Genomic DNA, 25,999 nt, shown 5'->3' on the forward strand with positions numbered 1-25,999 from the left:
AACTATCGGGAACTGACTAGAATAAGTCAAGTGCGCTTAGATGACAATAACATCATCGTTTGATGAACATCGACTAAAAATCGATTTATAAGAAATAAATCTTAGAAAACAAAAAAGCGCCTTCATGTGAAGACGCTTTTTTAACTCATTACTGTTTTAGTAAAACTAGTAGAACTGATAATAACGGTTATCTTGGCCGTTTTGCTTAGGATCATTCCAAGACTTGAGTAATGAACGTGCATTAAGGTTTTGTACAGGACGTGCATTTGAGCCCATAAGTTCATTCATTTTTTCAAGCTGTTCAGCAGAAGCTTCAACTGGTTGCTGGAATACCATCCAATAAACACCTTCACTACAAGGTGGCGTTGTTAAAGAACCGCTATATTTAAAGAATTTTTTACTCTCTGGAAAAAAGACATTTGGGTTAAATGTCACACCACTAAAAATTTCTTGTTTACCTTTTTTCTTAGGTAAATGATCCAAGATGGTCTGCAATGCATCGTTCTCTTTACCTTCTCGGAACAAAATACCAATGACAATATAATGCCCTCTACCATCTCTGTGAACCAAATGTAATTCCATCGGATAATTAAAGCCATTTAACTGATGCTCTGATGGCGTATGAAAATGGTATTGCATCAACTCATAACGATGATTATTGATTTTGATATAACTACCAAGCGGCACATTGACTTGTAATGTATGACCGTTATTAATCACTTTGAGGACTGTATCACGGTAATGCACATCAAACCCTGGTAAAGAAGTTGTACCGACAGCAGCATCCGTCATTAGATTAACAGGAGATTGATTTTTACCTGTTTTACACAATGCATAATCAGGCGATAAATCCCCCCAGTAATCCGGCCCTTCTTTCCCCATATAAGACCAATGAGGATTATGGACAACTTTCTTTTCCGGTTCTTTTGGTTTTTTAGCCTTTGCAACCGATGTTGAAGTCGTAGTCTGAGACTCCATAGTTGGAGCGCTTGGCGAGCTACTGTTGCCTGCATGGCCTTTTACCTCTGACCCCAAATCAAGGAGAGGAGCATTCGAATGCTGAATGCCAGCAGACCATCCTTCTGGCGTTACAAAGAAAATACCAGCTGAAATAAATGCTATAAACAACGTTTTTAACGTTTTCATAAAAGTTTTCCCGAGGTTTCTAACTACTCTCCAATCTTCTTTAGTCTAACTGGATGAGTGACTGTCAAAAATCAGACTTTTTTCTGACTTTAATAGTGTTTTTACTGCTCTACCGTCATTATTACGGCCAAACAAGAAACAATAAGCAAATAACCAACCAACTTTTAGGTTAACTATCTCTTCACACCGTACATCACCGTCCAAATGCCCGCTCAAATCTATTTTAAAGCTGCATTAAAGACTTCCTGATAGACATCAAGCTCAGACTTTTGAATAGCGAAAACACCCTCTCCACCATTTTCAAATTCAAACCAATAAAAAGGCACTTCGGGATAGACCTGTTCCAAATAATATTGAGATACACCAACTTCTACAATGAGCGTGCCATCATCATTTAAATACTCAGATGCTTGAGCCAATATCTTACGCACCAAGTCCAAACCGTCATCACCAGCAGCCAAGCCTAAAGCAGGCTCTTGCTTAAATTCTTCCGGCAATGCTTCCATTTCGATCTTATCGACATAAGGTGGATTAGAAACGATTAAATCGTATTTCTCTCCCGCTAGACTATCGAATAAATCTGACTGTATCGTTTTCACCGTGTCCTGCAAATCATAAACTGCAATATTTTGATCTGCTATTTCCAACGCAGCAGTCGAAATATCGACTAAATCAACCGAAGCATTAGGACAAGCCTGCAAGCTGGCGATACCAATACAACCTGACCCCGTACACATGTCTAAAATACGCTCAACGGCTTCCGGCTCGACCCAAGGGCGATATTCTTTTTGAATTAACTCTGCGATAGGCGAACGTGGCACTAAAGTCGATTCATTAACAATAAATCTCAATCCAGCAAACCAAGCCTCACCAGTCAGATAAGCAGAAGGCTTACGCGTTTCGATTCTTTGTCGAAACAACTCAGTAACCACCTGTTTTTCGGCATGAGTCAAACGAGACTCCAAATAAAGACTTGGTAATTCCCAAGGCAATTTCAGCGCATAAAACACCAAGAACTTAGCATCATCAAAAGCGTTGTCCGTACCATGACCGTAAAACAGCTCTGCTTTTTGAAATAGCGTCCCTCCCCAGCGAATAAAATCTTTTACGTTTTCTAATCCATCATACTGATAACTAAAATTGCTCATAATGCTGCCTTTGGTTTAAGAGTCAAAATTTAAGATTTTCGTACTGCATGTTTTGGACGAAAAGCTTTAATAAAATCCTCATTTGTTTCTAAATAAGGCCCCTCAATCAAGTCAACGCAATAAGGCACTGCCGGAAATACAGCTTCCAAACACTCACTAATAGCTGAAGGTTTACCTGGTAGGTTAATCATTAAACAACTGCCACGCGTGCCCGCAATCTGGCGAGACAAAATTGCCGTTGGTACATATTGCAAAGACACTGCACGCATCTGTTCGGCAAAGCCATCCAGAATCTTGTCACAAACGGCTTCCGTTGCTTCTGGCGTAACATCTCGTTTCGCAGGGCCTGTCCCGCCCGTTGTCACCACCAAACAACAATCTTCATCATCAGCCAATTCTTTCAAGGTAGCTTCAATAACGGGTTGTTCGTCTTCAATCAAACGAACTACCGGCTCCCATTCAGAGCTGAGGGCTTGAGTCATCCATTCACGCATTGCTGGCCCACCAAAATCTTCATATTCTCCTCGGCTAGCTCTATCTGAAACGGTGACAAATCCTATTTTAATTTTTTGCATTTTTTCACTCTCAAATCTTGAATTTCACTAAAACAATCCCCATATGATAACTCAAAGTAGTCCAAAAAATTACCCAACCAAGAGCGATAAATGAGCGACAAAACAGAATCAGACGACATCACACAAACACTTGAGAACGAGAACTCAAAGACAAAACAAGCCGAACATACAACGGAGAATGGCGTTCAACCTGAAAATAATGATGATATTGAATTTGTTGAATTTGAAGATCATATCGATGAATATGCGGATCAATCAAGCCAACACCCTGAAGATAATGCCACAGAAGATGCGAATGAAGAGTTTATTCTCGAGCACGGTGAACTCATCACTGACGAAGACATTGATCTGTCAGAAGTAGAAGATGCTGTCAAAAAAGCCACTAAAGGTTTTTCTAACCTAATCAAAGTGAACACCAGCAAACCAAATCATCTTTTTCTATTGCCTGTTAAAGAACGTCCTTTTTTCCCGGGTCAAACCTTGCCTTTGTTGTTAAACAAAGATTTATGGAAAAAGACCATTGAACGGGTTATCGATGATAAACAACGCTATATCGGTATTATTTTTGTCGATAACGACGAGCACAACAAAGCCAAACCTGAAGAGTTTGCTAAAACCGGTACACTGATTCGCATTCACGATCCCAAAGTGAAGGAAGACTATATTCAGTTGGTCGCCGAGGGTGTTTGTCGTTTTCAAATCAGTGAATGGATTTCTACTGAAGAACCTTATCACGCCAGCGTGTTCTACCCAAAAGACATCAAAGAAGGCTCTGAAACCGAATTAAAAGCTTATGGCTTGGCTATTATGAATGCCTTCAAAGAGCTATTGCCACTCAACCCGCTTTATAGCGAAGAGTTAAAATACTTCCTTAACCGTTATAGCGTTTCTGACTCCGCTCAGCTTGCAGATTTTGCGGCAAGCATGACCTCCGCAAGTAACGACAAATTACAAGGCATATTAGATACGCTGAACTTGGTTGAACGTTTAGAAAAAGTACAAACCCTGTTCAAGCACGAAATTGAAGTCACCAAATTACAGTTCAATATCCGTGAGCGAGTGGAAGAAAACATTACTGAACAACAACGTGATTTCTTCTTGCGCCAACAGTTGAAAGAGATTCAAAAAGAACTTGGTATGGTCAAAGACGACCGTGATGCCGATGCCGACCTGTTCCTCGACCGTATCGAAAAACTCTCTTTAACCGAAGAGGCCGAACAGAAAGCCGATGAAGAGCTCAACAAAATCACCACGCTTGACCCTCAATCAGCGGAATACGGTGTGTCTCGTAACTGGTTGGATTGGTTAACCCAACTGCCTTGGGGTCAACACTCCAAAGACATTCTCGACCTGAAACGTGCTCAGAAAATTCTCGATAAAGGGCACGATGGGCTAGATGATGTTAAAGACCGTATTCTAGAGTTTTTAGCTGTCGGTGCGCTCAAAGGCGAAGTCTCCGGTTCCATTATCTGCCTAGTCGGTCCTCCTGGGGTTGGGAAAACCTCGATTGGTCGTTCCATTGCCGACACCCTAGGACGTAAATTCTATCGTTTCTCGGTCGGTGGCATGCGTGACGAAGCCGAAATCAAAGGCCATAGACGTACTTACATTGGTGCGATGCCGGGTAAATTCATCCAGGCATTAAAAGACTGTGGTACTTCCAACCCAGTAATTATGCTAGATGAAATCGACAAGATTGGCTCTTCCTACCAAGGTGACCCTGCGTCTGCTTTGCTAGAAGTGCTTGACCCAGAACAAAACCACGAGTTCATGGATCACTACATGGATGTACGCTTTGATTTATCCAAAGCCGTATTCATTTGTACCGCCAATACACTCGACACCATTCCAGGGCCTTTGCTAGATCGTATGGAGGTGATTCGTCTTTCCGGTTATATCACTGAAGAGAAAATGCAAATCGCCAAACATCATCTATGGCCTGCCTTGCTTGAAGAAGCCGGTATGAATAAAAAACAGGTGCAAATCACTTTGCCTGCCATTCGACACGTCATTGACGGCTATGCGCGTGAAGCTGGTGTGCGTAACCTGAAAAAACAACTGGCAAAAATCGTCCGTAAGCTTGCCATTCGTTTCGTACGAGAAGACATTAATCAAAAAAACATTCACGTACAAGACTTAGAAGAAATGCTAGGTCAACCGCGCTTTACGCCTGAAAAAACCAATCTGCAAACCGGAACCGTAACAGGCCTTGCCTGGACATCCATGGGGGGTGCAACCCTGACCATCGAAGCCAGCCGTGTGCATACGCATAACCGAGGGTTCAAACTTTCAGGGCAACTTGGTGAAGTCATGCAAGAATCCGCTGGCATCGCCTACAGCTATATCTCTTCTAATCTAGAGAAATACAAGGCTGATCCTGAGTTTTTCGACAAAGCTTTTGTTCACTTACACGTACCGGATGGTGCCACACCAAAAGATGGCCCAAGTGCCGGTGTCACCATGGCAACTGCACTACTATCTTTGGCTCGTAATGAACCGATTAAAACACCGTTGGCCATGACTGGTGAATTGAGTCTTACAGGCTTGGTATTGCCGGTTGGTGGTATTCGCGAGAAAGTCATCGCCGCAAAACGTATTGGTATTAAAACCCTTATTTTGCCGGATGAAAACCGCAAAGACTTTAACGAACTGCCGGATTATCTAAAAGAAGGTATGGAGATTCATTTTGCTAAACACTTCGATGAAGTCGCAAAACTGACATTTAATGTACGAACCAAATCAAAAGCATTAAAAGACTATCTTGATCGTCAGGTCACAAACATCGGCGACGCTAACCTCAATCAATAAAATCTACCAGGCTGGGTATTCAATGCGCCTACCCCAGCCTGGCAGATTTTTCTCCTTCATCCCCGCAATTCGCTTTATAACGTATATTTCATTCTCATTCTTTGCTATGCTAATGACACTCAATCCTATGTAAGGATGTCTATGAAGTCCAACAGTCTATTCATTGCTTCTCGTGAGCGTCACGCTGGAAGTCTAGCGATTTCTTTCGGCTTAATGACTTTGCTCCATCAGCAGTTTGAAAAAGTGGCTTTTTTCTGCCCTGTAGTCGAAACGTCGAAAGACCCGGATTGCTTGTTTATGCAATCTGTTTTTGATCTCCCCCAATCCATACATGAAATGACAGGTTTCACACTCGATAAAGTCATTTCTCTGCTCAGTGAAGGCCGCAAACACGAACTTTACGAACAACTCATTGCTCAATATCAAGAGTTATTACAGCAATACGACTTTGTGTTGGTACAGGGTATGGAATTGAGTCGTTCTGCATCGACTATCGACTTTGATTTAAACCTGAACCTTGCCAAACATTTTGATGCGGCTTTTGTTCCGGTTTTAAATGCAAAAGACAAAACCCAAGATGACGTTAATAAAGACATCGAGATGGAGCTTCATTCTGCAAATGATGAAGGAATAAAGCCATTTGCCGTTTTTGCAAACCAGGCTCAGTTTCCGATTGATGACAGTACACAAATTCACACCGTTAAAGACTCTCTCATTTTTTACCTGCCTTATTTACCAGACTTGAATACCCCAACGGTTAAAGAAACCTATGAAGCTCTGAGTGGCCGTTTACTATTAAATGATCAAGTACCATTAACTCGGCTGGTTAAACGCCCGGTGGTGGCGGCCATGACGACAGAAAATTATCTAGGCCGCGTTCAGGAAGGTGATTTAATTATCGTACCGGGGGATCGCACCGATATTTTGACCGCGTCAGTGATGAGTCTTTACTCACGCCATCTACCGAATATTTCCGGCATTATGCTCACGGGTGGTTTGGTGCCGTCTCCCATTATTATGGCTTTACTTTCAGGTTACCAAGGATTAGAAATTCCTTTAATTTCGGTGATGACTGACACCTACCCTACTGCAATGAAAGCACACGAAGTACGCGCACAACTCTTCTCGGATAATGAACAAAAAAATCATCTGGTGCTGAGCTTGTTTGACCAATATGTTCATAAAGAATGTTTGTTAGAAAAATTGGTTCAACCAAAAGCAGAAGTCACCACGCCGATGATGTTTGAATATCGCCTATTTGAAAAGGCCAAACAATCTCTCCAAACCATCGTGTTACCTGAAGCCAATGATGAGCGTATTTTAAAAGCCTGCGAAATCTTGCTACAGCGCAAGGTGGTTCGCCCGATTTTACTAGGTAAACCAGAAGAAATCGCTTATCGTTGTAATCTACTCGGCATTAAACTCGATGGTGTCGAGATTATCGACCATGAAGAAAGTGAGTGGAAAGCTGAGTTTATTCAAAGCTTTTATGAATTGCGTAAACACAAAGGGATGACCCTTGATTTGGCAAGGGACTCCATTAGCCATGTCAGTTACTTTGCAACCATGATGGTGCATCTGGGCTATGCGGATGGCATGGTTTCAGGGGCAACCCACACTACAGCCGATACAGTACGCCCGGCGCTACAAGTCATCAAAACCAGCCCCGGAACCAAGCTGGTCTCAAGCGTATTTTTTATGTGTTTTGATACACGTGTACTGATTTATGGTGATTGTGCAGTGAACCAGCATCCAGATGCGGAACAATTGTCGGAAATCGCCATCAGCTCTGCGGATACGGCTATGCACTTTGGCATTCAACCTAAAGTAGCGATGCTTTCCTATTCCACTGGTGATTCAGGGCATGGCGATGAAGTCGATAAAGTGCGCCAAGCTGCGCAAATGGCTAAACAGCGCCGACCTGATTTAACGATTGAAGGCCCGCTTCAATATGATGCGGCGATTGATGCCGAAGTGGCGCGCCAGAAAATGCCAAACAGCGATGTCGCGGGACAAGCAACAGTATTTATTTTCCCTGACCTGAACACAGGTAACAACACATACAAAGCGGTACAACGTGCCTCTGGTGCCATTGCCATTGGCCCGGTATTACAAGGTTTGAACAAACCCGTTAACGACCTTAGTCGTGGTTGCACGGTTGACGATGTAGTCAATACCGTTGCTATCACCGCTATACAGGCTCAACAAATGCAAGCACAACAACAGGAGTCCGCTTCATGAAAATTTTGGTGCTTAATGCTGGCAGTTCATCGCTTAAATACAGCCTTTATATCGGTGCAGATTCACATTTAGCACTACATGGAAATATAGACAACCTCACCGAAGACCCGCAAGAGGAACCGGACAAGAAAACGCACGAAGATGCACTCTTAGAAGTTGAAGCTAAGCTCAAGGCGGCAGGGTTAGCCTCACATCTGGGTGACTGCGATGCGATTGGACATAGAGTCGTGCAAGGAGGCGAAGCATTTCACGAAGCAACCATTATTGATGATGAAGTCATCGGTACACTGGAAGACCTTTCGCAACTAGCACCTTTGCACAACCCAATCAACCTGATTCCAATCTACCACATTACCGAACGCTACCCCAATATGACGCAGGTAGCGGTTTTTGACACTTCATACCATCTCACTATGCCGGATTATGCATTTCGCTATGCGATTCCAAACGACTTATATCATGAACACCATATTCGCCGTTATGGCTTTCATGGCACGTCTCATCTTCATATCGCCAAAAAGCTGGCCGATACTCTGGAAATGGATTTAGAAGAAGTATGCCTGATCTCAATGCACCTAGGTAATGGCGCAAGTGCCTGCGCAATTGAATACGGTGAAAGCATTGACACCAGCATGGGCTTTACGCCACTGGAAGGTCTTATTATGGGAACACGTTCGGGCAATTGCGACCCGGCGATTCCTCTCTATTTGATTCGTGAGCTAGGCTACTCGGCTGACGAAGCTGATTTTTTGCTTAATCACGAAAGCGGTCTAAAAGGTTTATGCGGCATTAGTGATATGAAAAACTTGGTCGAAGCTGTCGAGCAAGTAGACCATGAAGCAGAAGTCGCTCTAGATATGTATACCTACCGAGTCAATCAAGTGGTTGGTAGCTATTTGGCTGTTATGGATGAAGTCGATGCCTTGGTATTCACCGGCGGTGTTGGCGAACACTCAGCATTGGTTCGCGAGCGTATATTAGAAGGCTTCTCTACTCGCTTTGGCATAGAAATCGACTATGCCGAAAACAATGATGCTGACGGATTGACATGCATCACGACGGAAAATAGTGAAATTGCTGCTTGGGTTATTCCAACAGATGAAGAACTGGAAATAGCGCAGCAAGTTTTACATAAACTTATACCTGACATCATTGATTAGCTTGCACAGTTGATTTGCCTTCACACAGAATCATCTTGCTCAATGGTTCTGATAACCTATTGTTTTGACTAACTGATTGATATGAAACTGGTAAACATTATCCAGACTTTTTCGTTCATCAAAAACTTCATGATGATTATCCACAACAATAAAAAATGATAAAACCAATTGCCCTGTACTGAGACTTGGTAGAAGTTGGGTTAAGTTTTGTACATCTGCTTGCGTTAAAAAAACTTCGGCTTGAATGTCTTTTGTTTCCGTATTCATCTGACCGCTTCCCAGCACGTCTGACCGACTATTTTTTATTCTAATTGATAAGCGAAAATGCTCTATTTCAGTAAAACGCTCTTCTGGCGAAACGACTCGACCTTCAAATTCAAGTATCCTTTCTACTCCCAAACTATCATAGGTTTCAAAAAACTGCCCTGCGTCTACCACCAATTCTAAACGTAGCATCCTTACCTCTCTTTATAATTCCTAATGGCTACAAAATAAAAGCATCTCGATAAAGTTAAAGTCTCGACAAGTATATTAACGAAAAGCACCTTTTCTTGTCTGCCCTCTTTTTTTTACTTTTTTGAGCACGATTTTTAACCGCATAGCTTTATTCTATATCACTCCAAAATGCTTCATAAGCCTCTACATAATATCGTTCACATTGCATGGTACCACTCCAATGCGACATACCTGCTTTTAACATCAAGCTGTCTACAAATGCTTCTTTGTCAGGCAACTGCTTCCAAACAGAAGGCAAATAAGTCGCTCTATGACGCTCATCCGATAGAACCAATCCATCTTCAAAAGGCACTAACTGCTCTAATAATGCTTGTTTACTCTCACATCCCATCATCGGTTCTGGCGTGGTTAGAATAGAAATTTCAATATCCAACTCCTCTGATTCGTCTTCAGTCAAAGGGGGAAATCTTGGGTCTTGGAAAGCTGCTTTAAAAGCATTATTTGCAATGTCTTGAATTAAAGGTTCATGCGCCTGTAAGCTACCTATACATCCCCTTAACTGTTTATTGAGCGTCAAAGTCACAAAACAAGCTCCCGGCTGATTTAATGCTTCATCATCGCTCGTCACCTCTAACGGAGGTTCGCCGCTAAGTCCATATAAAATGGTTTGTTTGACCAGAGAAAAAACTTCGTTTTTTTGATCAGCATTCAACTTCATAGTGCACCTCCGTCACTAAATCTATTGCAACTCATAAACAGCCCACGTGCCATAACCAACAACTCGATCTTTTGAACCAGCCGTATCACCTGAGTTAATCAATCCAAGCTGCTCAATCATCATAGGATGCTCATACATGATCCCCAGCAGCCCCTGAATTCCTTTATATCCACAAGCCATTTCACCATTTAGTACTTGCCAATTACCATGACGAATCGCTTCCGCTGTTTCACCATCAATGCGCTGTGCATCTCCATAGGTGTGAAAGTGACTCAAATCACTACTAATCACAAAATAAACACCCTCTTCACGCCATAGACGTTGCATCACAGCCATCACATCATGCGCAGACACTTGCCCATTTAATAGGGGCAATACCTTTGCATCAGGCAACACATTTTTAATAAAAGGAAAGTGAACTTCTAAGCTGTGCTCAGGTGCATTGGCGATATCTGAAATACCAACTTGAGGACAGTCAGATAGAATCACATCTCTCAACTCGGTATCAACTTGTAAATTCCCCAAGGGAGTTTCTACCTCATCAACACTGATGGTTGTAATGCCCTCGAAAGGTACTCTATGAGCTGGCCCCATAACGACTATTGTTTTTATTTGAGAGGCAGCATCTCGCCACAGTTGATAACCCTTTGCTGCGGCTTCTCCAGAATATATGTAGCCAGCATGAGGCACAATTAAAGCTCTAGGGATAGGTTTTTCAAGGACGGAAGTTTCAGAGCGTTCAGGCATCCAATGGGAAAAAGCTGACAAAATTACTTGAGGGTCATCAGGATAAAATGCCCCTGCTACCGCCGCTGGTCTGACATTACTCATATCATCGCCCTCTTGCCATTTAGACTTTTATCTAGAAAATTCAACGCTTTATAACTTGAATCTTTCTTCTTTATCCCTATATAAATACATATAGATAAAGTTTCAAGGTCAAAAATGAAAAACGTAAATTTAAATGATGCCTCAGTCATTCCTGTTGATTTTTGGCATCAACTCGACAATGGTTTAATCCAGTGTGATTTATGTCCACGAGAATGTCAACTCAATGAAGGGCAACGAGGATTTTGCTTTGTGCGAGGTCGTGCGGATGACAAAATGTGGCTGACGTCTTATGGGCGCTCCAGCGGATTTTGCATCGACCCTATTGAGAAAAAACCCCTAAACCATTTTTTACCTGGATCTGCCGTGTTGTCCTTTGGAACAGCAGGTTGTAATTTGGCCTGTAAGTTCTGCCAAAACTGGGATATGTCAAAAGCCAGAGACATGGATAGGCTACTAGACCAAGCAGCACCAGAAGCTTTGGCACAAGCCGCCAAACAAAACGGCTGCGCGTCTGTTGCTTATACCTATAACGATCCGGTTATTTTCTATGAATATGCGGTTGATACCGCTCAGGCTTGCCATGAGCAAGGCATTAAGAATGTGGCAGTGACGGCTGGCTATATCAGTCCAAAACCACGTGAAACTTTTTTCCAACACATGGATGCCGCCAATATTGATTTGAAAGCCTTTAATGAACGTTTTTATAAGAAACTGACGGGTTCATCACTCGCGCCCGTATTGGAAACCATCGATTATGCAGTGAACGAAGCTAACACCTGGGTGGAATTGACGACCTTGTTGATTCCTGGTGAAAACGATTCTGAAAAAGAAATCACGGAAATGTCAGAGTGGGTTTTAGAACACTGCGGCCCGGATGTGCCCTTGCACTTCACCAAATACCATCCAGACTATCGCATGATGAACAATCCGGCAACCCCACAACAAACGCTGGAAACAGCGCGAGACATCGCAATGAAAACTGGGTTGAACTATGTCTATACAGGTAATGTAATTCATCCTGAAGGACAAGCAACTTATTGCCCTCATTGCGGCAAGAAAGTGATCGGTCGTGCTTATTACGAAATCACCGACTGGCATTTAAATGAAGGATGCTGTGAAGGTTGCGGCACGCCAGTTGCCGGCATTTTTGAGGCCGACCATGGTACTTGGGGAAACAATCGTCAACCTGTTAGATTAAACGGCGCGATTTAAGAATATAGCTCGCCCCCCAGCCTGGCAGATTTTCATCACTCATGCTTGCCTAGCAACAGACAGCTAGGCAGTTCACCGCTCAACTAAGGCTGTGCTTTGTCAGACGATACTGTAAATAAAGCAAAACAAAGGCAAGTATCGGTAAAAAGATATCTGTCCAAAACACCACGCCCGCATTACCGGGGGCGAAGTTGTGGTTTACAACCATTTGATACACATGCCCACCGGCCGCACCCCAAGTAAAAAACGCTGGCCCTGTAATCGCTGCGGCTCTAAATGCCAACCCTTGCTTAAAAGCCAACACGCCGACAATACCAAACCCTAGGCTGGCAAACCCAACTTCATATTGGAAAGGACTATTGGCCCAACCAATAAAATGCGCGGCCATCTCCGCAAAAAATACATGTATCACAAAATTATAGAGATAGGCGATCCCGACAGCGAAAAGCATAAAATAGGCAAACAACTTCTCTATGATAATCACCTGTGTCAAAGGTTGAACGCGCGCGATTCTAGCTAAAGAAATTCCCGCACCAATCAAGCCCAATATCAATGCCGTTAAAGAAAAATTACTTAAAGCCAACCCAATAAATTCATCCATATTTCACCTAGCTTAGTTTTTGTATGTTTACAAATAGTTACCAGCCTCTCCGGGCTTTCTGAGTGATTTGTTTTTTGTTTCTGAATCTGGTTTGGGCTTAATTGCAGGCGGCTTCACATTTTGTTTCGCATAGCTGCGCATCATTTTTATCGCTTGCTTTGAGCCAAGTAAACTGAAGTGAACGACTTTAAACTTTCCATTTCGTAAGGCAATGGCAAAGCCTATGTCTTGATTGTGAGTCACTAGATTATCTATCGAATGGAAAGGTTTGATAATCAACGCATTGGAATCATGAAGGTGACGACCACACACCAAATCAAACTTGCGTGATCCCGCATTAGTATTGATCAAAGCAGGAAAAGTGTCCGACTTTTTACAGGTAATACCTAAATCAACAATATAAGCGCATAGACCCGTTTTGTAATAACAAAACTGCCCAAAAATACGTTTCTGTTCATTATTAGTCGCAGCAAAAGCATAGTCTTGCTCTACCGACCAAACCCAATCTTGCGAAATCTGTTCTGCGCTTGCTGAATTTGGTAGCAGCCAAAGCATAGAGAATAGTGTCAAAAGTGAGTAGCCAAATGTTCTTTGCATAAACGTATCTCTTATTTTATGGCAACTATGATATGCGAAAAAACACCTCTCGTCATCTTGGCTTTTCTATGAGCTACCTATCAGCCAAATCTATCTCATCAATCACTCAGAAAATTTAACATAGGCATAACCTTGCATCTGTAAGTCGATAATGCGCGTGTAAGCATCATAAACAATCTTCACTTCCGGCAAGATATCTTCTGGTTTCCAATGATGTGCCTTCATGGTGACATGGCAAATTTCGACACTTACGCCATGGTCTACTAACTCACGAACCACCTTATCATTAGGGTTCACATCAAACGGATTCCCAACATAATCCTGGTATTTCGGGTCTTTCAGCAACCAATAGCCTGCCGCACCATGCACCACAACACTTATATGCAATTGCTTCATTGGAATACCCTGCCCTTTATAGGCTTCCAACAAACCACGAACATAATACAAAGCCTGACCAATACCCGCTTCCATATTGCTTTGATTGACATCGTAAACCACTTTGATGTCGTGTTTGTGTTGAACCGAGAGGATTGTCGGGGCAGCGGCGGAAGCACTGGTGATAAAGCTGAATGTGAACAGACAAGCAATGAACCATTTATAGAATATTCTAAACATGATGTCCTCCTGAAATTAATCATGAATATCACCCTAGAAATTTCATCATACGCTCATTTTGGATAAATCACATTCTTACCAAATGTTGATATGCATATTCCACGCATAAAAAAAGCGCCTATCAAAGGCGCTTTTTCTTATCTAGATTAACAATATCTTAGCGAAGATTTAATACATCCTGCATATCGTATAGACCATTTTCTTTTTCAGCGAGCCACAGACAAGAGCGTGCAGCACCCTTGGCAAAGGTCATGCGGCTAGATGCTTTATGTGTAATTTCAACACGCTCACCTTCAGTCGCAAACAATACAGTATGGTCACCAACAATATCTCCAGCACGAACGGTCGCAAAACCGATGGTATTTGGATCACGTGCGCCAGTAATGCCTTCACGACCATAAACTGCACATTCTTTTAAATCACGTCCAAGCGTATCGGCAACCACTTCTCCCATACGCAATGCAGTTCCTGAAGGCGCATCAACTTTATGACGATGATGACCTTCTATGATCTCGATATCATAACCTTCGTTCAACACTTCTGCTGCTTGCTTCAACAGCTTCAAACAAAGATTTACACCAACACTAAAATTAGCCGCAAAGACAATACCCGTGCGCTCAGCTGCTTCTTTAATTAATGCCAAGCCAGCGTCATCAAAACCAGTCGTGCCAATGACCATTTTCTTATTATTCGCAAGACATACCTTAATGTTATGAAGCGTTGCTTCAGGCGTGGTGAAATCGATAATCACATCAAAATCATTGACAACTTTCTCGATTTGATCAACAACCTTCACGCCAAGTGTACCGATTCCGGCAAGCTCTCCGGCATCAGCACCAACTAAAGACGAGTTAGGACGAGCAATGGCAGCTGATACACATAAACCTTCGGCTTGATGCACGGCATCAATCAAATTTTTACCCATTCGGCCTGCTGCACCGGTAATTGCTACTCTTAACTGCTTGTCCATACTGCTATCCTTTTATCCTAGTTCCAAGGGCCGTCTTTATCTTTTTTATCGGAATCATCATCGCTCGTAAAGAAAGATTTTACCGAGTCAAAGAAGCTATGTTCTTTAGGACTGTGTTGCTTATGATGTTTACCTTTCAAGCTAGCATCAAGTTGCGTCAGCAAATCTTTTTGTTCTTGCGTCAACTTCACTGGCGTTTCGATGTGAATTTGCACAATCATATCACCCGTTTGAGATGAACGAACTGATTTAACCCCTTTACCAGACAACTTAAATCTTTGCCCTGACTGAGTTCCCGCAGGAATCTTCAAACTGGCTTTACCATTCAAGGTAGGTACATCAATCGCCCCACCCAAAGCGGCAGTTGCGAACGACAAAGGTAGCTCGCAGAATAAAGTGTTGCCATCACGCTGGAAAATCTTGTGATCTTTCACGCGAATGCGTACATACAAATCACCATGCGGTGCACCACGCTCACCCGCTTCACCTTCGCCTTGTATACGAATGCGGTCGCCATTATCCACCCCAGAAGGGATTTTAACGTTAAGTGTTTTGTGACTATGTTTGTAGCCTTCGCCACGGCAAGACTTACAAGGAGACTTAATAATTTTGCCTGAACCATGACAAGTTGGACAAGAACGAGACACTGCAAAGAAACCTTGTTGTACACGCACTTGACCACTACCGTGACAGGTCGGGCAAGTATCCACTTCAGTTCCTGGTTCTGCTCCCGTACCATCACAAACTTCACAAAAATCTTTGGTTGGAATACGAATATCAACAGTCGTGCCAGCAACCGCTTCTTCTAAAGAAATTTCCAACTCATATTGCAAATCATTACCTGGCTGTGGCCCTGATTGACGGAACCCGCCACCGAAGATATCGCCAAAGATATCACCGAAATCAGCGAAACCGCCACCACCGAAGCCGCCAAATCCACCACCAGCACTACCATCAACACCAGCATGACCAAATTGATCATAAGCTTGACGTTTTTGCGGATCGGAAAGAATTTCATAAGCTTCAGAGGCTTCTTTAAACTTATCTTCTGCTTCTTTATTATCGGGATTGCGATCAGGGTGATAACGCATCGCTAACTTACGATACGCTTTTTTGATTTCTCCATCAGAAGAGGTTTTTGTCACTTCTAGGATTTCGTAGTAATCTCTTTTGCTCATAATTCAGTTGTTAAATTCTTTTTAGTTTTCATTCAAAAACTGCCAGGCTGGGGTAGGAAACCTCTGGCTGATCCTGGCATTTTTCAAATAAAAACTGGGGTTAAAATAATAAAACGGGCAATTGTTAAAATCGCCCGAATTATACAGAAGTTTCTGCTTTCAAGTTTGAATCCTTAGACCCTAACCTGAAAGAGGTCTCGATGAGTGCGCGAGTTCAAGGCGGAGAAATGTGAGCTTACGACTAGTAAGTGACCATTTCCCAACGCAGAAATCGCGTGCTCAACGAGGCCGAACAGAATTACTTCTTATCGTCGTTTACTTCTTCAAACTCCGCATCAACGATATCGTCATCTGCTGCTGAAGAACCTTGCTGGCTTGCACCTGCATCCGCACCTTCAGGAGCTTGCTGAGCGTAAGCTTTTTCAGCTAGCTTCTGACTTGCAGTTGCCAAAGCTTGTGACTTCTCGTCAATCGCTTCTTTGCTGTCGCCTTTGATCGCTTCTTCCAAATCTGCAACCGCTTTTTCAATTGCTTCTTTTTCTGCTGCTTCAACTGCTTCACCTTGCTCTTCAAGCAATTTCTTCGTACCGTGAATCATTGCATCCGCTTGGTTACGTGACTCAACAAGTTCTTTCAGCTTAGCGTCTTCTGCCGCATGTGCTTCAGCATCTTTCACCATTGCTTCGACTTCTTCTTCAGATAGACCAGAAGATGCCTGTATCGTGATGTGTTGCTCTTTGTTAGTTGCTTTATCTTTCGCAGAAACGTTCAAGATACCGTTAGCATCGATATCGAAAGTTACTTCAATTTGAGGTGTACCACGTTGTGCTGGTGGGATTTCATCCAAGTTGAACTGACCTAGAGATTTGTTCCCAGATGCCATTTCACGCTCACCTTGCAATACATGGATAGTTACCGCTGCTTGGTTATCTTCTGCTGTTGAGAAAGTTTGCGACTTACGTGTTGGGATAGTCGTATTTTTCTCGATCAACTTAGTCATAACACCACCCATTGTCTCAATACCTAGAGATAGAGGCGTTACGTCAAGTAATAGTACGTCGTTTACGTCACCAGAAAGTACACCACCTTGAATCGCAGCACCCATTGCTACCGCTTCATCAGGGTTAACGTCTTTACGTGGCTCTTTACCGAAGAATTCTTTAACCTTCGCTTGAACCATTGGTACACGAGTTGAACCACCAACCAAGATAACATCGTCGATTTCAGAAGCAGACAGACCAGCATCTTGCAATGCGATCTTACATGGCTCGATAGAACGAGCAACTAGCTTCTCAATCAAAGACTCAAACTTAGCACGAGTGATTTTCATGTTCAAATGCTTAGGACCAGTCGCATCCGCAGTCACGTAAGGCAAGTTGATGTCAGTTTGCTCACGAGAAGACAATTCAATCTTCGCTTTTTCTGCCGCTTCACGAACACGTTGTAGTGCTAGCTTGTCTAGTTTCAAATCAACGTTTTGGTCTTTTTTGAATTCTTCAGCGATGTAATCAACGATTACGTTATCGAAGTCTTCACCACCTAAGAAAGTGTCACCGTTAGTAGACAATACTTCTACTTGCTTCTCACCGTCTAGGTCAGCAACTTCGATGATAGAGATATCGAAAGTACCACCACCTAAGTCATAAACTGCGATTTTGCTGTCGCTTTTAACTTTGTCCATACCATAAGCCAAAGCCGCAGCAGTTGGCTCGTTGATGATACGCTTAACTTCAAGACCGGCAATCTTACCCGCATCTTTCGTTGCTTGACGTTGCGCATCGTTAAAGTAAGCAGGAACAGTTACAACCGCTTCCTTGATTTCATAGCCTAGGTAATCTTCTGCTGTTTTCTTCATTTTCATCAAAGTACGTGCAGATACTTCTTGAGGAGACAGTTTTTTACCATCTACTTCTACCCAAGCATCACCATTGTCAGCTGCAACGATTTTGTAAGGCACCATGTCTTTATCTTTAGCCACAACTGCATCATCAGCACGACGACCAATCAAACGCTTGATAGCGAACAAAGTGTTTTCTGGGTTAGTGACCGCTTGACGCTTTGCAGAATCCCCTACCAATACTTCACCGTCTTGCGTATAAGCAACGATAGATGGTGTTGTACGTGCGCCTTCAGCGTTAGGAATAACTTTGATGTCTTTCCCTTCCATGACTGCCACACAAGAGTTAGTGGTTCCTAAGTCAATCCCGATAATTTTAGCCATAATGTTTCTCCAAATTTGAGTTCCGAATCCAATTCAGAACACATAATGTTTAATTCTAAGTTTTAAAGCTTTTTGTAAGTTAACCTGTATATAAGGTGGGGTTTTTCGTTTTCAAGGTAACAATGCAAAAAATGTTTATTTTCTTTGCATATTTCTTAAAAACTTTTCAATCCTAAAACCTTATTGCGCAACGATTACACGTGCCGGGCGTACCAAACGCTCGTTCAATACATACCCTTTCTGGATAACATCCATCACCGTGTTTGACTCATGCTCTGGTGAAGGCACCATCGTCATGGCTTCATGATGTTGCGGGTTGAATTTTTCACCTTTTGGATCCAAACGCTCAACACTGAAAGAACCTAAAACATCCAACGTTTGCTTAAGGGTCATTTCAAGTCCTTCGCGAATCGTGTCCAATGTTGCCTCTTCTTTGTTCGAAGCTTCTAGTCCCATTTCCATAGAATCCAATACTGGAATCAAAGCATTGACGAATTTTTCCAATGCAAACTTGTGCGCGTTTTCCACGTCGATACGAGTACGGCGCTTTAGGTTTTCCATATCGGCCAAGGTTCTTATCGCCAAGTCTTTTTGCGCTTCAACTTCTTTTTGTGCTTCTTGAAGCATGGCATTCAAATCATTTGAAACCGCCTGCTCGGCATCTTGTGTTTCTTCAGACATTTCTGAATCAACTGTTGGAATTTGTTCTTCTGCTGCTTGAGCCTGTTCTTTCTTAGACATGCATATCTCCGCAATACAATAATTCGTTTAAATCTGCAGATTTATGGGGGCGGTTTTTTAGCTTTCAAGCCCTAAAATGATTTTTTTTGAAAAAAGATGAAAAATCTACCAGGCTGGGGGTAGATACAAATGAGATTAACGATTGCCCTTTAAAAGCGAGCTGAGAATTTTTGCCGTCATATCAACACGTGGTACGACATGATCGTAATGCATGCGTGAAGGCCCTACTACGCCAAGCACGCCGACCACTTCACCGTCCACGTCATAAGGCGTAGTGATAATACTGCAGTTTTGATAGATTTCATGACCGCACTCATTGCCAATAAAAACCTGCACGCCTTTGGCTTGCATGGATTTATCCAATAAATTTAACATATCAGAGTGCTGTTCAAATGACTGGAACAGCGCTTTGAGTTTGTCGGTATCGGCCAACTCTTGATAATTAAGCAGATTGGTTTTACCGGAAATAAAGTAAGGCGCATTCGTTTGTGTTTTGGTATCAATCACCTGATCGGCTGCATCCATAATAATGCGCATCAGTTGGTTCATATCCAAACGAATTTCATCCATTTGGTTCACCAACTTTTCTTTCACTTCTCGTAACGAGTGCCCAACAAAATGTTTGTTGAGGTAGTTAGCCACTTCTAGCAGCTCAGATTCACTGGCAGGTTCTTCCAACTCGATAATACGATTCTGCACGTCATTATCATTGAGCACCAAAACCACTAATAAACGCTTTTCGCCCAAACGAACAAAATCAATATGACGCAACACTTCTTGCTCTTTGTTTGGCAACATCACCAAACTCGCCATACCCGTTAGGCTCGATAAAATATTAGACGCTGAACCAATGAGTTCATCTTGGGTTTGTGCTCGGTGAAACCCTTGTTGAATATTGTCTTGATCCACTTGATTTAAAGGCTCTACAGTCAAAATCGTATCGACAAAAACACGAAAACCCAAATCGGTAGGAATACGGCCGGCAGAAGTATGCGGCGAATGTATCAACCCCATGCGCTCCAAGTCGGCCATCACATTTCGAACGGTCGCTGAACTCACCCCCACTTCTGGTAATTTTGCCAAAGCAGTTGAACCGACAGGTTTACCGTCATTCAAATACATCGACATCAATTTTTTAAACAAAAGCTCGGATCGTTCGTTAAAGTTCATAGGGTTACAAATGTTTTTTTGCGTTAATTAGCTATATTATGGAAGCGATTTTTTCATTTTCAAGATAAAATCATGCAAATCATAACTGAAAAACAAACAACTAAATCCAACAAAATGAATTTTTCTGGTTGGGTTTATATGCGAAACACAAAGACTCGGACTAACATTTATGTTTAGTAAAATCGGCATTTTCGGCAAATACAGCGGCATTCAATCTTGGGAATTGATCGATAAGTTGATCCAATATTTTCAAGACAAAGATAAACGTATTATTCTCGATGCATACAGCTGCAAGGACTTTCCTGTAGAACGCTATGGCATCGAAAAGCTAGAACGTGATGAATTATTAAAAGAAATCGACTTTGCCATCGTCGTCGGTGGTGACGGTACATTTCTTGATGTCGCTCGCACCATCGTTGATTATGAAGTGCCTATTCTAGGTATTAACTTAGGCCGCCTAGGTTTCTTGACCGATGTTTCACCAAACTTGATGATTGATACGCTAGACGAAGTGCTTGAAGATAACTACCAATGCGAAGAGCGTAATCTGCTTCATGTCAAAATTCGTTTAAAAAATAAACTGGTTTTTGAACAAATCGCCTTTAATGATGTAGTGCTTCATAAAAACGATTCGCCTCGCATGGTCGAATTCGAAACCTTTGTTGATGACCGTTTTTTAAGTAGCCAGCGTTCAGACGGCTTGATTATTGCCACCCCAACAGGTTCAACCGCTTACGCCTTATCTGCCGGCGGCCCAATTATCGATCCGGATTTGGATGTCATGACATTGGTCTCCATTAACCCTCACACCATGAGTCACCGCCCCCTTGTGGTTGCGGGCAAAAGCTGTGTTCGCATCAAGCCACACGACAACTGTAGCGGTACGGCCTCTATCATTTGTGATGGGCAAATTTCTTTCCAAATCGGCGCTAAACACGAAATACTGGTGACACGCCATCCTAAGTTCATTAAGATGGTGCATCCAAAAGATCATGATCACTATGAACTGCTACGTGCTAAATTGAACTGGGGACAGAAATTGTAATCACGCAGTTTCCTAAGAATTTTATTGAACACTTAACCTTGTTGACTTAACGATTTATGCTGCAAACACTGACCATCCAAAACCTCGCCTTAATTGAAAAACTATCGCTCGATTTTCACTCAGGGTTTACCACTCTCACGGGTGAAACGGGTGCGGGTAAATCCATCTTGCTTGATGCCCTTGGGTTAGCGTTAGGTGAGCGAGCAGATAGTGGATTGGTGCGCCATGGCACAGCAAGAGCCGATATTACCGCCGACTTTGACATCAACGGTCTCGCCCAAGTGCAAACTTGGCTAACAGAAAATGAATTTGATGACCAAGAAGATGACGCTTATAGCTGTTTACTTAGACGCACCATCACTTCCGAAGGTCGATCAAAGGCTTATATCAATGGTCTACCAGCTTCTATTTCCCAGTTAAAAGCACTGAGTGACCTGTTGATTGATATTCACGGTCAGCACGAGCATCAATCGCTTTTACACAGCAACAAACAACTTGAATTACTGGATGCCTATGCCAATCATCCAGCGCAACTACAAAGCGTACGCGAAGCCTATCAGCAATGGCAAAGCCTTAAAAAACGTCATCAAGAACTGCTCGAACAACAAACCGACCGCCAAAGTCAGCTAGACCTATTGAGCTTTCAACTACAAGAGTTCGACAAGGTCATGCCCGTTGCCGATGAATATGACGGCTTGGCAGAAGAACAAAACAGCTTGGCGCACGCCAATGAAATCAAACAAGCGGTATTCAATGCCTATGATTTAATTGAAGGTGATGGTGGCGTCAGCGAAAAACTTAACAGCGCCATTCATGCATTAGAATCTGTCACCGAATACAGTCCTGCTTTAGCGTCCGTTGCCGAACAACTCAACTCGCTGTTGATAGACGCACAAGAAGCCGCCAACGATATTCAAGCACAAGACCATCATATTGATCTTGACCCTGTGCGCTTACAAGCCGTAGATGATCGTCTGTCTGAACTCTTTGGCTTGGCAAAACGCTATACCCTTGAGCCGCAAGACTTAGTTGAAAAACACCAACAAATTCGCGAGTCGCTTGCCGAACTGCAAGACTCCGATGCGTCTTTAGAACAACTCAAACAAGAAATTGATCTGGCCGAAACCGCTTATCAAAAAGCAGCAACCGCGCTAACCAAATCTCGCCAAACATCCGGCAAAAAACTCAGCGATACGGTTACCGATGCAATGAAAACGCTGGGTATGGAAAACGGTCAATTCAAAATCGACATTTCGCCTGCGGACAAACCGAGTGCCACAGGGTCAGATGCCGTCAGTTTCCAAGTCACCGCCAACAAAGGTCAACCTTTGCAGCCATTGGCAAAAGTCGCTTCCGGTGGGGAACTCTCACGCATCAGCTTAGCGATTCAGGTGGCGAGCGCGGAGGTTGCCAGCCTACCGACCTTGATTTTCGACGAAGTGGATGTCGGTATCGGTGGCGGTATTGCCGAAGTCGTCGGGCAGAAGATGCAACAATTAGGGCAGCACCGACAAATCTTTTCAATTACCCATTTGGCGCAGGTCGCGGCTTATGGACAACACCATCTAAATATTGCCAAAGCCACCGTCGGCGAACAAACCCTAACGCAAGTAACGACACTTAATGAAGCCGAGCGCGTTGAAGAACTCGCTAGAATGCTAGGCGGCATGACCATTACCGAAAATACGCGTAATCATGCTAAGGAAATGTTGGCGACTGCTCAGAAAGGGTGAAATCTACTAGGCTGGGTTATTTAATTTAACTCTGCCCCTAATTATTTCTCCTTTAGTTTAGCCTTTGCATCAACGGCTAAATCAATTTCATTTTGATGCAGTCTTTCAATAACTTTTTCTTTTCTTATTGTCCTAAATTTTCCACCCACATCAATATATTTGAGTTCTTCACTCTCTTCAAGCTGTAGCTCTCGCCCTGCAAAATCACATAAATTCTGAAAAAATCCTTTGGCATACCTATATGCAGCAACAGCTTCATCGGTTGTTTTCCCAACGGTTAAAAGCTCCATTTCTTCTGTTTCACCATCTAACATCACTGGAACTAATGTACTTTTTTGTGCAAGTTCAACATTAATTTCTGGCAGCCCAAGCTTGCTACCTAGTCGATAAATAGTGCTACAAAAATTAGCAATATAGAAGTTATAGGTCATCTTTGGGTTCACATCGCGAATAACCGCATCAAGCTGCCATCTTGCAGACCTTAATTCATCTTCAATATCCTTAAATAAATCTTCATTTATAAGAGGAGTTCCATCCTCAGGTCTACCTATAAAATATCCTTTATGAACTCCTGGATGAACTTTAAATTTACCATTCAAACATTCCAGATACTCAACTTCACCTATTTGGCTAAAATAGCTAAATAGTTCTTTTCTATGGGAATGAAAAAGATCAATATTGTTTTTCTGCTGTGTAATGCTAATCTGTCTTGCAGTTTGCTTCGTTGCATGCAGACGAGAGACTAGAACTGATAATGGTAGAGAAAGAGATAAAGCCCCCAAAGGCAACGCACTGATTGAAACAAAAGTCTTTAAGCCTTCACCTGTGAGTGATATAGAATGCCCGCTCCATGAAATTGAGCCCAGTGCGAAAAAGTATAGTAACGGTGATAGGATTGAAATCCATAAAAGCCCTTGTTCACCTAATCCTTTTTCTTCATGCAAAGTTAGTGTGGTCTTTAATCGTTCGAGAACCCAATTTCCTGTACCTAAAACACATGCGACAAACAATATTGCAATGAAAATCGGTAAGAATATAAGAGCCAAAAGATAGGCTATATCAGTCAAGAAAATTCTCCATAAGTGAAAATAAAATTTGTCTTACCGATTCTAGGGAAAGAATAGTAATTAATCAATTTGTATTCTACAGGCTTATAAAATCTACCAGTCTGGGTGATGTCTATCGGATAGGCTTAACGGTCACAGACTTTTTCACGCCAGTGGTTTTACCTGCTTCCACAAAGTCATAAACCACATTATTCAAAGGCTCAATATGTGCATCTCGCCCTTTTGCAAAACTCTGCTCATCGACAATCACTTTATAGGCTTTATTGAGTTGCATGGCGCGTTGTTGGCTGGGCCAAAGCAAATAGGTAATATCTTTTTCTAAATGTTTTTTAGCTTGCGGTTTAAGCTGACCGTTCTTGTCGAAAAACTTGGCTTCTACTTCGTTATTGTCTCGGAACTCATTACCGGAATGGTTTTGTAGCAGATAATTGGCAAACTCGCCTATCTGCTTACCATTCACTTCAACCAACCTATCTTCAACACCTTTCAAACTGTGTTGCGAGGCATGAAACCAACCTTGTTGGAAGTGAGTTTCACCCAGCTTTCTTGGAAATGCAAAACTGCTATCAGTGGTCGCGCCAATACCTGAATGGCAGCCGATACAAGACAAGGTTTCTTGATAAGTTTGCGGACGCAATGCGCCCTGCTTGTCTTCAATAAACCCTTGGTATACCCAACCTTGTCCGTTGTATAACCCGGTTTCTTCATTGCCTTGCACACGACGCAAACGCTCAGGAAAATCATCCGCCTCTTTCACTTCTGACATGGCGGCATTGCGCAGTTGAAAGTAAGTATTCCACGCGACTTTACGGGCATAGCGCACTTCTTTCATTCTGGGAGATAAGACGACATTGCCTTTTGTATCGAATGAAATATAACGCACGGTATGCAAAAACTCAGTGCCTTCAGGATACAAACCTGCCGCCAAATGCACTCTACCCGACTGCTGTAATGCTTTGGCTTGCCCGACATAAGACATATTTTGACCTTTGAGCGGTGCCCAGCGATAAACCACTTTGTCGGCAATATCTAGCTTGCCATTACGGTTTAAATCAACACCATATAAGGTTTCATCTACGGGAGAAATCGGAACATCTCGACGTTGAATCAATGCCTCGACAATCGCCAGATTCAGCTTGTAAATAGCTAAACTGAATTGTCCTTTTTCATTAGTCTGAAAAGGTTTGGATAAACGTATCAAAGTATCATCGGTACTGCCATTGGTTGGCCAAAACGCCCCCATAAAAGGTCGATAACCAAAAGCGCGCCACCCGGTTAACTGACCGTTTGGCGCATGATCAAACCCTTGGTTATCGAAACGAAAATAGGCATCGGGTACATAACCATTCCAATGACCATCTTGATTGATATCCCAAGCCTTGGGAATATTGGATGCCAGCTTGGTTGATAACAGTAACTTGCCTTGCGACTGATAGTTGCTTTGCGCTATATAACGTTCAATCTGCTGGTCAGAAATCTTGGCAATATCAGGACGAAAATCTTTAAACAGATTCGACCATGGGTTTCGCAACATGGACGAGGGAAAACTATAGGCTAATTGTAAAACTGCATCATCTTTGAAATTGGGTGCTAGACTTTTGGTATGACAAGCAAAACAAGGATTGTGTACGCGAACGCTTTGCCCGGTTTTAACTTTAACTTCTTCGGTTTTGGTATAGCACTGCGGCGGGATATAGCGCCCTAAAACTTGTACTGGGACTTGAACCCGTGGTTCGGAGGCCGAAGCTACACCTACCATCAGAATC

At 42.7% G+C, this 25,999-nt stretch carries 22 protein-coding genes; 6 read left to right on the forward strand and 16 right to left on the reverse strand.

What is annotated here, in order from left to right:
- Positions 1 to 165 precede the first annotated feature (165 nt).
- From N745_RS0107755 to mog, 3 genes are all read right to left on the reverse strand, one after another.
- On the reverse strand, positions 166 to 1,146 hold the full coding sequence (locus N745_RS0107755) for a carbonic anhydrase (protein WP_024851558.1): 981 nt from the start codon (positions 1,144 to 1,146) through the stop codon (positions 166 to 168).
- Positions 1,147 to 1,364: 218 nt separating this feature from the next.
- Positions 1,365 to 2,294 carry a 50S ribosomal protein L3 N(5)-glutamine methyltransferase gene (gene prmB, locus N745_RS0107760; RefSeq protein WP_024851559.1) on the reverse strand — a complete coding sequence of 310 codons (930 nt, stop codon included), beginning with the start codon at positions 2,292 to 2,294 and terminating at the stop codon, positions 1,365 to 1,367.
- A 29-nt stretch (positions 2,295 to 2,323) separates the two neighbouring features.
- Positions 2,324 to 2,869, reverse strand: a complete 546-nt coding sequence (mog, locus tag N745_RS0107765; RefSeq protein WP_024851560.1) for a molybdopterin adenylyltransferase — start codon at positions 2,867 to 2,869, stop codon at positions 2,324 to 2,326.
- Positions 2,870 to 2,959: 90 nt separating this feature from the next.
- Here mog and lon point away from each other — a divergent pair, with 90 nt between their 5' ends.
- The 3 genes from lon to N745_RS0107780 all read left to right on the forward strand — a co-directional run bounded on the left by lon (position 2,960) and on the right by N745_RS0107780 (position 9,078).
- The gene (lon, locus tag N745_RS0107770) at positions 2,960 to 5,677 is read left to right on the forward strand and encodes an endopeptidase La (protein ID WP_024851561.1); all 2,718 of its coding nucleotides are present in this window, start codon (positions 2,960 to 2,962) and stop codon (positions 5,675 to 5,677) included.
- Positions 5,678 to 5,818: 141 nt separating this feature from the next.
- Positions 5,819 to 7,918 carry a phosphate acetyltransferase gene (gene pta / locus N745_RS0107775; protein ID WP_024851562.1) on the forward strand — a complete coding sequence of 700 codons (2,100 nt, stop codon included), beginning with the start codon at positions 5,819 to 5,821 and terminating at the stop codon, positions 7,916 to 7,918.
- Positions 7,915 to 9,078, forward strand: coding sequence for an acetate/propionate family kinase (locus N745_RS0107780; RefSeq protein ID WP_024851563.1), 1,164 nt, complete (start codon positions 7,915 to 7,917; stop codon positions 9,076 to 9,078). Before pta ends, N745_RS0107780 begins: the two co-directional genes overlap by 4 nt.
- Positions 9,079 to 9,117: 39 nt before the next feature.
- Here the strand turns inward: N745_RS0107780 and N745_RS0107785 are convergent, their stop codons facing one another.
- The 3 genes from N745_RS0107785 to amrB form a co-directional block, all read right to left on the reverse strand.
- A complete protein-coding gene (locus N745_RS0107785) occupies positions 9,118 to 9,534 on the reverse strand; it encodes a hypothetical protein (protein ID WP_024851564.1) in 417 nt (138 codons plus the stop codon).
- 148 nt (positions 9,535 to 9,682) lie between these two features.
- Positions 9,683 to 10,252 (reverse strand): AmmeMemoRadiSam system protein A, encoded by a 570-nt coding sequence (gene amrA / locus N745_RS0107790; protein WP_024851565.1) that lies wholly within the window; start codon positions 10,250 to 10,252, stop codon positions 9,683 to 9,685.
- 21 nt (positions 10,253 to 10,273) lie between these two features.
- Positions 10,274 to 11,083, reverse strand: coding sequence for an AmmeMemoRadiSam system protein B (gene amrB / locus N745_RS0107795; protein ID WP_024851566.1), 810 nt, complete (start codon positions 11,081 to 11,083; stop codon positions 10,274 to 10,276).
- A 114-nt stretch (positions 11,084 to 11,197) separates the two neighbouring features.
- On the opposite strand from amrB, the gene amrS reads away from it, so the two are divergent.
- Positions 11,198 to 12,295 carry an AmmeMemoRadiSam system radical SAM enzyme gene (gene amrS / locus N745_RS0107800; protein ID WP_024851567.1) on the forward strand — a complete coding sequence of 366 codons (1,098 nt, stop codon included), beginning with the start codon at positions 11,198 to 11,200 and terminating at the stop codon, positions 12,293 to 12,295.
- Between the two features lie 79 nt (positions 12,296 to 12,374).
- Here amrS and N745_RS0107805 read toward each other — a convergent pair whose 3' ends face one another.
- The 8 genes from N745_RS0107805 to hrcA all read right to left on the reverse strand — a co-directional run bounded on the left by N745_RS0107805 (position 12,375) and on the right by hrcA (position 20,388).
- Entirely contained in the window at positions 12,375 to 12,896 is a 522-nt protein-coding gene (locus N745_RS0107805) for a DUF6790 family protein (RefSeq protein WP_024851568.1), read from the reverse strand.
- Between the two features lie 27 nt (positions 12,897 to 12,923).
- Positions 12,924 to 13,493 (reverse strand): hypothetical protein, encoded by a 570-nt coding sequence (locus N745_RS0107810; protein ID WP_024851569.1) that lies wholly within the window; start codon positions 13,491 to 13,493, stop codon positions 12,924 to 12,926.
- A gap of 102 nt (positions 13,494 to 13,595) precedes the next feature.
- Positions 13,596 to 14,108 (reverse strand): DsrE family protein, encoded by a 513-nt coding sequence (locus N745_RS0107815; protein ID WP_024851570.1) that lies wholly within the window; start codon positions 14,106 to 14,108, stop codon positions 13,596 to 13,598.
- Between the two features lie 157 nt (positions 14,109 to 14,265).
- A complete protein-coding gene (dapB, locus tag N745_RS0107820; RefSeq protein ID WP_024851571.1) occupies positions 14,266 to 15,078 on the reverse strand; it encodes a 4-hydroxy-tetrahydrodipicolinate reductase in 813 nt (270 codons plus the stop codon).
- Positions 15,079 to 15,095: 17 nt separating this feature from the next.
- Positions 15,096 to 16,256, reverse strand: coding sequence for a molecular chaperone DnaJ (gene dnaJ, locus N745_RS0107825; protein WP_024851572.1), 1,161 nt, complete (start codon positions 16,254 to 16,256; stop codon positions 15,096 to 15,098).
- A gap of 298 nt (positions 16,257 to 16,554) precedes the next feature.
- Positions 16,555 to 18,477 carry a molecular chaperone DnaK gene (gene dnaK / locus N745_RS0107830; protein WP_024851573.1) on the reverse strand — a complete coding sequence of 641 codons (1,923 nt, stop codon included), beginning with the start codon at positions 18,475 to 18,477 and terminating at the stop codon, positions 16,555 to 16,557.
- A 180-nt stretch (positions 18,478 to 18,657) separates the two neighbouring features.
- Positions 18,658 to 19,218, reverse strand: a complete 561-nt coding sequence (gene grpE / locus N745_RS0107835; protein ID WP_024851574.1) for a nucleotide exchange factor GrpE — start codon at positions 19,216 to 19,218, stop codon at positions 18,658 to 18,660.
- 135 nt (positions 19,219 to 19,353) lie between these two features.
- The gene (gene hrcA / locus N745_RS0107840) at positions 19,354 to 20,388 is read right to left on the reverse strand and encodes a heat-inducible transcriptional repressor HrcA (RefSeq protein ID WP_038070681.1); all 1,035 of its coding nucleotides are present in this window, start codon (positions 20,386 to 20,388) and stop codon (positions 19,354 to 19,356) included.
- A gap of 169 nt (positions 20,389 to 20,557) precedes the next feature.
- Here hrcA and N745_RS0107845 point away from each other — a divergent pair, with 169 nt between their 5' ends.
- Positions 20,558 to 21,433: an NAD(+) kinase gene (locus tag N745_RS0107845; protein WP_024851576.1), complete on the forward strand. Its 876-nt coding sequence runs from the start codon at positions 20,558 to 20,560 to the stop codon at positions 21,431 to 21,433.
- Positions 21,434 to 21,489: 56 nt separating this feature from the next.
- A complete protein-coding gene (recN, locus tag N745_RS0107850; RefSeq protein WP_024851577.1) occupies positions 21,490 to 23,166 on the forward strand; it encodes a DNA repair protein RecN in 1,677 nt (558 codons plus the stop codon).
- Between the two features lie 41 nt (positions 23,167 to 23,207).
- On the opposite strand, the gene N745_RS12295 is transcribed toward recN, so the two are convergent.
- Together N745_RS12295 and N745_RS0107860 are read right to left on the reverse strand one after the other, a co-directional pair.
- A complete protein-coding gene (locus N745_RS12295) occupies positions 23,208 to 24,233 on the reverse strand; it encodes a hypothetical protein (protein WP_024851578.1) in 1,026 nt (341 codons plus the stop codon).
- A 112-nt stretch (positions 24,234 to 24,345) separates the two neighbouring features.
- A complete protein-coding gene (locus N745_RS0107860; protein ID WP_211239100.1) occupies positions 24,346 to 25,992 on the reverse strand; it encodes a hypothetical protein in 1,647 nt (548 codons plus the stop codon).
- Positions 25,993 to 25,999: the final 7 nt, after the last annotated feature.

It is taken from the genome of Hydrogenovibrio kuenenii DSM 12350 (assembly GCF_000526715.1).
Classification (GTDB): domain Bacteria; phylum Pseudomonadota; class Gammaproteobacteria; order Thiomicrospirales; family Thiomicrospiraceae; genus Hydrogenovibrio; species Hydrogenovibrio kuenenii.